This is a genomic window from Cupriavidus sp. SK-3 (assembly GCF_000611145.1).
Classification (GTDB): Bacteria; Pseudomonadota; Gammaproteobacteria; order Burkholderiales; family Burkholderiaceae; genus Cupriavidus.
On record NZ_JFJV02000248.1, the window covers coordinates 4,879 to 16,151 of the forward strand.

Consider the following 11,273-nt stretch of genomic DNA (forward strand, 5'->3'; position numbering starts at 1 on the left):
CAGGCATGGAGTCGATGCAGGGCATGGACCACAGCCAAATGCAAGGCATGGAGTCGATGCAAGGCATGGACCATAGCCAAATGCAAGGCATGGAGTCGATGCAGGGCATGGACCATAGCCAGATGCAGGGCAAGGACTCGATGCAAGGCATGGACCACAGCAAGATGCAGGGGATGGACCATGGCGACATGCAAATGCAAGGCGGCAGCGCTCCCGCCGATGCGCGCGATCCGCACGGCTACTCGGGCGGCTATCAACTCGGTGTCGGCCAGTACGCCGTCGGAACGGCCCGGTCGCTGCACATGGCCGACGAGCACCTGTTCGCCTCGGTGCTGGTTGACCGGCTGGAATGGGTCAAAGGTAACGAAAGCAATGCCGCCGCCTACGAGGCGCAAGCCTGGATCGGCAGCAGCTTTAACAAGCTCGTGATCAAGGCCGAGGGGGAATCCGAGAAGCGCAGGATCCCGGAGGCCCGCACCGAGCTGCTGTGGGGCCATGCGATCGCCACGTATTGGGACACGCAGTTGGGTATCCGCAACGATGCCGGCTATGACCGGCCGACACGTAACTGGCTGGCCTTCGGCGTCCAGGGTCTGGCGCCGTACTGGTTCGAGGTTGACGCCACCGGCTATATCGGCACGGAAGGCCGCGCTGCACTGCGTCTGTCAGCCGAGTATGAGCTGCTCATTACCCAACGCCTGATTCTGCAGCCAAGAGTCGAGGCCAATCTGTACGGCAAGAACGATCCGGAGATTGGTGTGGGTAGCGGGCTTTCCAACGGCGCTGTGGGACTGCGTCTGCGTTACGAGTTCAGCCGCCAGTTCGCCCCGTATATCGGCATCGAACGGTTCCAAACCTTTGGCAATACCGCCGACATGGTTCGCGCCTCAGGCGGCCGTAGTGGCGAAACTCGCTTCGTGGCGGGTGTTCGCATGTGGTTCTAACCACCTATTTCAACCCACGTTTATATTTGGAGTTCACCATGCAAGCGCCCCGCTTCACCATTCGTGCCACACTGGCTGTCGCTGCCGTGCTGGTTAGTACCGCAGCGTTCGCCCATCCGAAGCTGGTTTCATCCACGCCCGCCGACAAGGCCGAAGTCTCGGCGCCGCAGAAGATCGAGCTGAAGTTTTCAGAGAACCTCGCGACCCAATTCTCCGGGGCCAGCCTCGTCATGACCAGCATGCCTGGCATGGCTAACCATGCGCCGATGAAAATTGCCGCCAAAGTTGCCGGCAGCGACGACCCCAAGACCATGGTGATCACCCCGGCCCAGACGCTGGCGCCTGGCAGCTACCGCGTCGATTGGCGTGCGGTGTCGTCCGACACGCACCCGATTAACGGCAACATCGCGTTCACCGTGAAGTGATCCGCCGATGGACTGGGCAACTATTGCAGTGCGTTTCGCACTCTATTTCGACCTGACTGCACTGTTTGGTCTGCCGCTGTTTGGCTTGTACGCACTGCGCCGTCAGGAAATGGCGTCGCCAACCGGTGGGCGCTTTTTGACGATTGGCGCGGCGGTCGCGGCCCTGGGCATCGTCCTGTCGCTGGCCAATATTGCCATCATGGCCAAGGGCATGACCGGTGCCGCATCCTACGCCGAACTGCAAGGCCATGTCTTCGAAATGATTGTGACAGGCACGGCGTTTGGCGCGGCCTGGGTCGTGCGGCTCGTTGCCCTGGTCCTCTGCGTGCTGATCGCGTTGTTTGTGCGCAAGCGGCCAGAACTTCAATTCTGGGTTCTGGCTGCAGCGGGCGGCGTCGCGTTGTCCACGCTTGCCTGGGGCGGCCATGGCGCCATGGATGATGGCATTCGACGCTACATTCACCTCGCCTCGGATATCGCCCATCTAATGGCCGCCGGCGCATGGGTCGGCGCTCTGCTCGCGTTCGTCTTGTTGTCCCACCCATCTGCCACGCCTGCCAAGGTTGCCCTACTGAGCCGCACCTCGAACGGCTTCGCTCAGGTGGGTACGATCGTTGTCGCAACCTTGGTCATTACCGGCGCAGGGAACTATTGGTTGATTGTCGGTCCGGTCTTGCCGGAACTGTCGCTGAACTCATACGGTGGACTGCTGGTGTCCAAGCTGGCGCTGTTCGGTACCATGCTCGCCCTTGCCGCGGCTAACCGTTTTCATCTGAGCCCGCGCCTGGAGCATGCCGTACGGACGGGCGACCATGCCGTCGCCGTTCGTACCTTGCGGCGCAGCCTGATGTTCGAGACCAGTGCGGCAACGCTCATTCTGGCTCTTGTCGCCTCGCTCGGCATCCTATCCCCCGCGGGCATGTAGCCACTGTTTCACGAACCGCGCAGCAAGGCTGCGCTTGCCTTGCTCTCAAACAACCGCCAAGGAGATGCCATGAAGACGATCAAGTCGTTGCTGCTGGTGTTGGGGCTGTCGCCGATGCTGGTGTGGGCTGCCGGCAGCATGGAGGGCCATGCGAGCCCGGCGAGCGCCAGTAAGTCCGCTGCCGGTCAGCCGGGCAAGCCGGCCAAGGTCTCACGCACAGTTAACGTGACCATGAGCGACACGATGCGGTTCGCGCCCGACTCGATTCAGGTCAAGCGCGGTGAAACCGTGCGTTTTGTCGTGCGTAATGTCGGCAAGGTGGAGCACGAAATGGTGATCGGTACCGCCGCTGAGCTGAAGGAGCACGCGCAGATGATGCGCAGCATGCCTGATGCCAAGCACCCTACCCCGAACCAGATTACGCTCGCACCTGGCAAGCAAGGCACACTCGTGTGGCAGTTCGACGGTCCCGGGACCGTCGAATTCGCTTGTCTGGTGCCGGGCCATTTCGAAGCCGGCATGGTCGGCAAGGTGGCCGTCAAGTAAAAAGCGCGACGACGGGTGCGTCCGCGGCGACCAAAACCGCGCAACGATGCTGAGGACATCAGCATCGTAGGTTGGGTCGCCCGCAAACTTGTGGGGCATGACGTGGACCTTGTTACCTGTCCAGAATGTAACGTTTGGGCAACGTTATCGTCGGGATGCGCTGATTAGACTAGATCGTGCGGCAACTCGCGCTTGGGTACCGGTAGCCTTGCCAGCTTTGCGCACTGATCAGCGCAGCACCAAGCTGCGTGCGTCCTTGGCGCGTTGGGAAGCCGGGTTGTCGCAAAGGCGGGTCCGTTAGACCTTGCCGCAAATCGACAGGGAGTCTCATCATGACTACCACGCAGGCTTTACGGATCGCACTGGCACTCTCAGCCTTCGGCATGGCGTCGGCGTGTGCGCCTTTGCCACCTGCTAGGGCCGATTTGTATGGTACGGCCGCTGGCGTCGAGACGGCGACTCGGTCGATCACGCTGCGGCCAGGGGCGCGATACGTTAATGTAACCTCTGGTGAAACCGTTGCGTTCCGGGGCGCCAACCGCACGCTGGCTTGGACCTTTATGACAACAAGTAGTGGACGATCGGCAGTTGCGCTGAGCTTCCTTTTGCCGGATCTGCCGGAAGCCAAAGGCATCACGGCCATCATCGCGCCAAGCCCGCTCTATCGGGGCAGCTCATGACGTGTTAGTGCTATTTGGGCGCTCTGCCACACGACTGCTTCGACAGCCATCCCCAACGCCGCAATCAGTACCAGTGGGTGCTGGAACGTACGCCTTGGTCCGCTGACTTGGCACTTGCAGACCCGAGGAGCACCGCCTGTCTGGCCATATCGCCGCCTACTGCGCAAGGCGGAACGCGTGGCCTTCCGCGCGCATGTGCGTTTGCAGACCAGCCTAATGCAATTTGGCGAGAGCATGCAAAAAGTCACTGCCCCGCGTCGCGATGTGCAGACGATCGCCGTAAGCCAATTTTTCCAGATGCACCAGCTGCCGCTCAATCAATGCCTCGATCGACGCGCGATCGAGGCCGGCGAGATTGGGGGCTGCGTCGTCGATCAGCATAAGGGTGGCCACTTCATGTGGTGTCAGCATCGTAGTCTCCAGGACCCCCAGAATTGAATCGGCGGATGGTTCCGCTCTCGTGGCGACGCGTTTCAGCATTCATTCAATGGCCGCCGTGCAGACACGTCAAGGTAAATCACCGGCGCTGGGTCTACCATAAGGCAATGCTCGACTTTCCATAACGGCCATGAGACTCATCTTTCACCGGCGAGGCCATCCAGACCAGCCCCTGCATGGCATGCGCTACTACTTGATCCTTGGGGCGGCGCTGGTCGTACTTGGCCTTTTGTATCTCTTCTGGGCGACGTAAGGGGATTAGTGCCGGCGCAGCGTTCGCCGATCTTCGCCCACGACAAATCATCGGCGTAGCGGCACGCGTTTCCGAGCCGTTTGGGTGGCGCGCGTCCGCTGCTCGCATACGGCGTGTGCCACCCGCGAGCGGGCAGGCAAGAGACAGGAATTACCATCCGCGATCCAATCGCCTGAATACCAGCAAGCCGGCCGCTCAACGCGACATGTTCGTCAGCTGTGGCGTGCACACCGCGACGGGGCGTGCAGGGTCACTGCAGCAGCCCAGGCTAGGCTCGAAACAGACGTAGGCGCCATCGCTGACCGGAGCGCCTGCTTGCGGTGTTTGCTTGGGTCGCTACTTCGGGCTCGCATACTGAGCGGTCGCTTCGCGCTGCACTGCTGCCATTTTCTCAGGCCAAGTGCTCTTGATGTACGCGAGCACGGCAATGATGTCGTCATCCGACATCGACTGGCCGAAGGCTGGCATGTCACTGACATAGCCTTTCGGCGCGGTCACGCCGGCAACGAGCCCATTCTTGGTGATGGCAAACAGCACCGCGTCTGCATGGTGCCAGGTATGACCCGATGCATCATGCGGGGGCGCCGGCATCCGGCCATTTGCGAGCCGCTCGCGCCAGTTAGGCTGGCCTTCGAGCTTGACGCCATGGCACGACGCGCAGGCCTGTGCGTACAGCTGCATGCCGCGACCGAGTTGCACGGCATCCGTGGCATCGATGCGCAGTTGGCGCCCTTCCCTGAGCGTCTGCGGTCCACCCGAGGGTGGCTCCAGATAGCGTTTCGCCTTGAGCGCGACCCCGGTGGCCGCCGCGGCAGCCACCACCAACACGCAGGCCACGATCCAGCGCGACTGAGTTGACTCTTCCATGTCCTTTTTCTGGCAGTGCTGAAGTTCTGGCAACGCTTACCCGCGCTGCCCCGCCGCAGCCCTAGTCTTTCGAAAATGGCTTGCCGCTAAAATCAACTGTCACAAGCTTTCCGTCCATCTGCCCCATGCCTGGCGAGTTTGCAGGCATGCCGGGCACTGCGACTCCTTTCCAGGTCGGCTTGGCAGCGAGCTTGCGCACCGCTGCCGCCGGCACGTGACCCTCCACCACCTGCGCGCTGCCATCGATCACCGCGGTATGGCAGGAGCCGAACTGGGTCGGGACGCCGAGCCTGGCCTTGATCGCCGTCACGTCGGACGAATCAATGACCTTGGTCGGGATGCCAGCCTGGTTCACGTGTTTGACCCATTCTGCACAGCAGCCACAATTGGGGTCCTTATACACCGTTAGCGTCGGCGAGGCCGCTTGCGCGCCGGCGGCGGCCGCGAGCAATGCGGCAGTGGTCAAGAGATACTTCATGGATTCTCCGAAAAAAATCATGTCGATAGACAAGTCAGCACGGTGTCGAGTGCCTTATCGCCAGCTTAAATCTCGGCCTGCCGCAGGCGTAGCGCATTGGAGATCACCGAGGCCGAGCTCAGGCTCATTGCCAACGCGGCAATCATAGGCGAAAGCAGCAAGCCGGTGAACGGGTACAGCACCCCTGCCGCTAACGGTACCCCGAGCGCGTTATAGATGAACGCGAAGCCAAGATTTTGTTTCATGTTGCGAATGGTTGCCTCGGATAGCTCGCGTGCGCGCGCAATGCCACGCAGGTCGCCTTTGACCAGCGTCACCTGAGCACTGTTCATCGCCACATCGGTGCCGGTGCCCATGGCGATGCCCACATCCGACTTGGCCAGCGCCGGGGCATCATTGATGCCGTCACCGGCCATGGCGACCACCGCCCCGCTTTGCTGCAGTTGGCTCACCAGCTGAAGCTTGTCTGCGGGCTTCACTTCGCCGTGGAACTCCGCAATGTCCAGCCTTGCGGCCACCGCCTTTGCCGTGGCCACGCCGTCGCCGGTGGCCATGACCACGCGGATGCCTTCGGCCTTCAGGGCCGCCAGCGCTTCGGGCGTTGAGCCTTTGACGGGATCCGACACCGCAAGCAGGCCGGCCAGACGGCCATCGACGCCAAGATACATAACGCTCGCGCCTTGTGCGCGCAGCGTATCGGCTTGGGCGCGCAGCGCCTCGGTGTCGATGCCGTCGGCTTGCATCAGCGCCGTATTCCCAATGGCGAGTATCTTCCCACCGACCGTACCGCGCACACCGATGCCCGTGCTCGATTCAAAGTCCCGTGGCTTCTCCAGCGCCAAGCCACGAATGCGGGCCGCCTCCACCAGCGCCGCGGCCAGCGGATGTTCGCTGCCCTGGTCCAGGCTCGCCGCCAGCCGCAGGACCTCGTCGTCGGCATAGCCATTGGCGCCAATTGCACGCTCGAAGGCCGGCCGCCCCTCGGTCAGCGTACCGGTCTTGTCGACGATCAGGGTGTCGACCTTGCGCAGGTTCTCGATCGCGGCGGCGTCGCGGAACAGCACGCCGTTGGTGGCGCCCTTGCCGCTGGCAACCATGATCGACATCGGCGTGGCCAGCCCCAATGCACAGGGACAGGCGATGATCAAGACCGCAACTGCATTGATCAGACCGAACACCCAGCTCGGCTGTGGACCGAACAGGCCCCAGGCAAAGAACGTCACCACGGCGACGCCGATGACGCCGAGCACGAACACGCCCGCGACCTTGTCGGCCATGCGTTGCATCGGCGCCTTTGAGCGCTGCGCCTGCGCCACCATCTGCACGATCTGGGAGAGCACCGTTTGTGCGCCAACCTTCTCCGACCGGATGATCAGGCTGCCTGAGGTATTCATGGTGGCGCCAATAACGGGGTCGCCCTCGCGCTTGGTGACCGGCATCGGTTCACCGGTGATCATCGATTCGTCCACCGAACTGCTGCCTTCGGTCACGATGCCGTCGACGGGCACCTTCTCCCCGGGCCTTACGCGCAATAAATCACCGACATGCACATGAGTGAGGGGCACATCCTCCTCGGCGCCATCGCGCCCGATACGGCGCGCCGTCTTGGGCGCGAGCCCGAGCAACGATTTGATCGCCGCGGAGGTTTGCGATCGCGCCTTGAGTTCAAGCAGCTGGCCGAGCAGCGTCAACGAGATAATGACGGCCGCGGCCTCAAAGTACACGCCGATGCGGCCGTGGGCGGCAAAGGTCTGAGGAAACGCATCCGGTGCCTCGGTTGCCACCACGCTATAGGCATAGGCCGCACCAGTGCCCAGACCGATCAGCGTCCACATATTGGGGCTGCGATGCAGGAACGACTGGACGCACCGCACGAAAAAGGGCCAACCCGCCCACAGCACCACCGGCGTCGACAGGACCAGTTCGACCCAGCTCTGCGTCGCCGCCTGCATCCACCCGAATCGATGCCCAAGCATGGCCAACACCGTGGTCACCACCGTCAACGGCAGCGTCCACCAAAAACGGTGCCGAAAATCCACCAGCTCCGGATTCTCGGTCTCGTCCAGGTCCGGCAACAGGGGCTCCAGCGCCATGCCGCATTTCGGGCAGTTGCCGGGATGATCCTGCCGGATCTCGGGGTGCATCGGACAGGTGTAGATCGTGCCCGGCGGCCCCGATTCCGCATCCGGGGCGGCTGAAGGGGCCGCGGCAGGAGCTGCCGCAGCCGCGGCATACTTGGCCGGGTCCGCCTCGAACTTGCGCTGACACGATGCACTGCAAAAGTAATAAGGGTTGCCAGCGTGTTGGGTCTGGAATGCCGAGTCAGCCGACACCACCATGCCACAGACCGGATCTTTGGCCGTGCCGACGCTCGACACTGGGCTCTCGTGCGGCGCACCGTGGCCATGGGAATGGTGCTGGTCAGCATGCGCGCCATGACCGGGGCTTGTTCCCTTGTCATGGTGGCCCGCGTTCGGTGGGTGGCGCTGGCTACTGGGTTCATTCATGGAAGGCCTCCTGTTAGTCGTGGCGCTGTCCGTCCACTGGATCGCCGCCCTCTTTCGAAGGCGCGCTGCGCCCGTGGCCGCCATGGAATAGATGCATCAACGGACACAATAACACTAGCGCAAACGGCAACCAGGAAGCAACCGCGCTCCAACGCGGCATCCCGAGCGCGATGGCGGCGATAATTGCCACGGCGGCAAGGACGAGCACCCAACGCAGCGACCAGCGAAACCGACGGACTTGGCCGGCGTTGGCGCCGTGATGCGTCGATTGGGAATGACATGCTTTCATGACAGACTCCTTACTTGACCATGACGGGAAGCTGACCGGAGGCCAATCGCAACGCTCAGCTTTCTTGTGATAACGGTAGAGCTTCCGATAATGGGAAGGTCAAGCCGGTTCGCGTCAACATTGCGCCAGGTCAAAAGGCCTCACGGTGATACACTGCCCGGCAAAAATGCACACCATGACCGACACCATCCGCATCCTCATTGAGCGCTGGAAGACCGATCCCGCCGGCGCCTATCAAACCTGGTTTCTTTGGCCGGAGCGGCTGAAGAATTTCCGCTCGATTCGGCGTGGCATCGGCGCGGTGGTCGACGAGATCCAGGCCGGTACATTCGGCAACGCGTATCGGGGGTCATCGCTCGAGACCGTGGTGTCTTCAATCGCAGAACAACGGCAGATTTTCAAAGGCGCGGATCACGCCTTTCTGTGGAAGCCAAAACTGCGCATTCCAGACATCTATGAGCATGCCGACAATCAGCGTGCTTTTGCCAGACTGCTCCATACCTGCAACTGCTGTGACACCGAATCCGAAGTCCTTGATGCGATTCGCCAGCTGAGCAGCCTCGGCATCAAGGGTCTCGGGCCGGCGGCGGCCAACCTGCTGTATTTCATTCATCCCACGCTGGTGATGCCATTCAATACCGCGATTGTCAATGGCTATAACGCCCTGACAGGCTCGTCGGTCAAGCTTGGCAAATGGGATCACTATCTGGCGATGCGCGAGGGGGTGCTCGCCCTGAATCAGCGTTATCGGGATTTGCTCTCCAATGACCTTGGCGCGATCGCGGGCCTGCTGTTTGACATCGGCATGCAGCGCTATCCGCTGCCACCGCGGCAAGCGCAGGCCGACGATGTGGCCGTCTGGCAGCAGGAACTGGCCAAGGTGCGCGAGCAGGCTGCCGCGCTTGCCAGGCAGATTCAGCTGGGGCAGGCCGAAGACGCCACCCATACCGAAGTGCAGGGATGGCTGCGCGATCTCGGCAAGTCGCTCGGCTTTGCCGTTTGGATTGCCACGAACGACCGAAGTCGGCTGTACAACGGCGAGCCCTTGAGCCAGGGCTGTCTCTCAACGTTGCCGCCGGCGCTGCTTGTGGCGGGAGGCGATACCGTTCCATTGATTGACACTGTCTGGCTAAACGCCACCACCCTCGAGGTCGAAGCCGCCTTTGAAGTCGAACATACCACCTCGATCTATTCCGGCATCGTGCGCTTGCTGGATCTGGCGCTCGGTTCCGACCAGTCCGCCCGCAAGCATCTCTTCCTCGTCGCACCAGATGATCGCGAAGGCGACGTGCGCGCGCAACTGAGCCGCCCGGCCTTTAGCCGCGTGTCGGCACTCAATATCCGCTATGTCCCCTATTCCAGCCTGCGCGAGCATCGCGAAAGCATTGCGCGCTTTGGCAGTGGCTTAAAGCCGATCGAGGCCATCGCGAGACAGTTGTGAGTCGCGTTCTGGCGGTGGTCTGCGATGGCGCGGGCAATCTTCCGGGCTTTGGCGCGGCGCGGCGCTGGCTAACCGCACGTCGGCTCCCAGCGCCCACGCGAGTAGCAAACTTACCGCCCACGCCACCCAGAGGGTCGCGAGCGTATGCGAAAGGAAGTGCGCGCCCTGCGCCATGCGGGCCGCGCCAAGTGTGCCGCCCAGCAGCAGTCCGCCAGCCAACCCAACCCACGCCCAACGACGGCCGGCGGGACGCAATGCGATCCCCCACACGACCCAGAGAAAGCCGGTGGCCGCGTGACCGGCAGGAAAGCATTGTCCCGGCTTGACGTCAGCTGGCAGCGGATCCAGCAGCCGCATATAGGGCAGGCTGCCGCCGAACTGAGCCATGTCCCAGGGACAATGGCGTCCCGTCATGAGCTTCAGGAGCGTGACGCTCAACGGGATCACCACCATGCCCGCAGCGGCAAGCAACGCATTGCGACGCGGCAGCCAAGGCAGACGCCCTCGCCAGCCCAGCCAGCAGACACCCATGGCCGCGGCTACGGCGACGTAAGTGATCGACTTCGCGCCCTTGTGGAGCACCGCTTCAAATAGCCAGTGCTGGCGCAACGGGAAGACCGCCCGACCGGCATCGTAGAAACGGCCCTCGAGCCAGAGGTCGAGTTCGGTGCGCTGGAACACGTAGGCCAGCACCAGCGCGGCCGATGCCAGCATCCACCATTGCTGGCGTAGCCAACGCTGACTGGCGGGCGTCTGAACCAACGGCATTTCTCTCATGGGGGCATTATCCGTTGCGGCAGCGTGCCGACAAATCCATGGTGGCATCCCGGGTCTGGGTGCGGATATCCAGCAGGCCCAAGACCGTGGAGATTAAGTGGTCATGCGTGGCGGGTTCGCGCGCACGCGCGCGCAGGCAGGAGACATCGAGCCGCATGCGCTGGGCGAATGAGGCTGAGAACCACATCACCATCGGTACATCGGTCTGCTCCCGCGGAGCAATCGCGTAAGGCATGCCATGCAAGAACAGTCCGCGCTCCTCCCAACGACTCGCCATGGTCTGATACATAGATCATGGCCGTGTCATAGCGCGCCTCGAGTTGTTGGAGCCAGTCGATGGTGCGTGCGAGCACATGATCGGTGTACAGCAATGCATTGTCGTACGCGTTGCGAATTTGCTCTGGGGTACAGCGCGAGAGATCATCGGTGTCGCAAGTCGGACCGAACTGCGCGAATCGGGCCGGATACCGCCGGTAGTACGCGGGACCATGATTGCCGAGTTGGTGCAGGACCACGACCAAGCTGCCAGGTAGCTGATGCCGCAAAGCTTCCGCCCCGGCTAACAACACTTCATCCAGGCAGCGGTCGCGATCGCATAACGCCGACATAGCCTGAGGATCCGGCTGCCACGTGGGCAGGCCTGCACAGACGCCTTTGCATCCCGATTGATTGGTAAGCGGGTCGCCAGCACCGTCTGTACTGT

13 protein-coding genes and 1 pseudogene are annotated in these 11,273 nt (G+C 62.3%); 6 read left to right on the top strand and 8 right to left on the bottom strand.

The features are described from left to right. The 5 genes from CF70_RS26060 to CF70_RS35310 all read left to right on the top strand — a co-directional run. A partial coding sequence (locus tag CF70_RS26060; protein WP_235185216.1) for a copper resistance protein B occupies positions 1-944 on the top strand: 944 nt, incomplete at its 5' end. Positions 945-982: 38 nt separating this feature from the next. Continuing rightward, positions 983-1,369: a copper homeostasis periplasmic binding protein CopC gene (copC, locus tag CF70_RS26065; RefSeq protein WP_035871653.1), complete on the top strand. Its 387-nt coding sequence runs from the start codon at positions 983-985 to the stop codon at positions 1,367-1,369. 7 nt (positions 1,370-1,376) lie between these two features. Continuing rightward, positions 1,377-2,294 (top strand): copper homeostasis membrane protein CopD, encoded by a 918-nt coding sequence (gene copD / locus CF70_RS26070; protein ID WP_035871656.1) that lies wholly within the window; start codon positions 1,377-1,379, stop codon positions 2,292-2,294. A 69-nt stretch (positions 2,295-2,363) separates the two neighbouring features. Next, positions 2,364-2,840, top strand: coding sequence for a cupredoxin domain-containing protein (locus CF70_RS26075; RefSeq protein WP_035871659.1), 477 nt, complete (start codon positions 2,364-2,366; stop codon positions 2,838-2,840). Positions 2,841-3,172: 332 nt separating this feature from the next. Continuing rightward, positions 3,173-3,520 (top strand): CzcE family metal-binding protein, encoded by a 348-nt coding sequence (locus CF70_RS35310; RefSeq protein WP_081862362.1) that lies wholly within the window; start codon positions 3,173-3,175, stop codon positions 3,518-3,520. Between the two features lie 213 nt (positions 3,521-3,733). Here the strand turns inward: CF70_RS35310 and CF70_RS26080 are convergent, their stop codons facing one another. From CF70_RS26080 to CF70_RS35315, 5 genes are all read right to left on the bottom strand, one after another. Further along, a complete protein-coding gene (locus tag CF70_RS26080) occupies positions 3,734-3,931 on the bottom strand; it encodes a hypothetical protein (protein WP_035871664.1) in 198 nt (65 codons plus the stop codon). A 616-nt stretch (positions 3,932-4,547) separates the two neighbouring features. Continuing rightward, positions 4,548-5,111 carry a c-type cytochrome gene (locus CF70_RS26085; RefSeq protein WP_255350700.1) on the bottom strand — a complete coding sequence of 188 codons (564 nt, stop codon included), beginning with the start codon at positions 5,109-5,111 and terminating at the stop codon, positions 4,548-4,550. Between the two features lie 28 nt (positions 5,112-5,139). Further along, a complete protein-coding gene (locus tag CF70_RS26090; protein ID WP_414629478.1) occupies positions 5,140-5,589 on the bottom strand; it encodes a DUF411 domain-containing protein in 450 nt (149 codons plus the stop codon). A gap of 32 nt (positions 5,590-5,621) precedes the next feature. Beyond that, positions 5,622-8,063 carry a heavy metal translocating P-type ATPase gene (locus CF70_RS26095; protein ID WP_035871676.1) on the bottom strand — a complete coding sequence of 814 codons (2,442 nt, stop codon included), beginning with the start codon at positions 8,061-8,063 and terminating at the stop codon, positions 5,622-5,624. Between the two features lie 13 nt (positions 8,064-8,076). Continuing rightward, positions 8,077-8,352 (bottom strand): DUF2933 domain-containing protein, encoded by a 276-nt coding sequence (locus CF70_RS35315; protein WP_081862363.1) that lies wholly within the window; start codon positions 8,350-8,352, stop codon positions 8,077-8,079. 175 nt (positions 8,353-8,527) lie between these two features. Between CF70_RS35315 and CF70_RS26100 the strand changes: the two genes are divergently transcribed. Further along, the gene (locus tag CF70_RS26100; protein ID WP_035871693.1) at positions 8,528-9,793 is read left to right on the top strand and encodes a hypothetical protein; all 1,266 of its coding nucleotides are present in this window, start codon (positions 8,528-8,530) and stop codon (positions 9,791-9,793) included. Here CF70_RS26100 and CF70_RS26105 read toward each other — a convergent pair. The 3 genes and pseudogenes from CF70_RS26105 to CF70_RS38310 form a co-directional block, all read right to left on the bottom strand. After that, a complete protein-coding gene (locus CF70_RS26105) occupies positions 9,758-10,570 on the bottom strand; it encodes a phosphatase PAP2 family protein (RefSeq protein WP_081862364.1) in 813 nt (270 codons plus the stop codon). The two genes, CF70_RS26100 and CF70_RS26105, sit on opposite strands and share 36 nt — an antisense overlap. A gap of 7 nt (positions 10,571-10,577) precedes the next feature. Continuing rightward, on the bottom strand, positions 10,578-10,847 hold the full coding sequence (locus CF70_RS38305; protein ID WP_235185218.1) for a sulfatase-like hydrolase/transferase: 270 nt from the start codon (positions 10,845-10,847) through the stop codon (positions 10,578-10,580). A 13-nt stretch (positions 10,848-10,860) separates the two neighbouring features. Then, positions 10,861-11,208 (bottom strand): annotated as a pseudogene (locus CF70_RS38310) (sulfatase-like hydrolase/transferase); the annotation flags it as partial. Positions 11,209-11,273 lie beyond the last annotated feature (65 nt).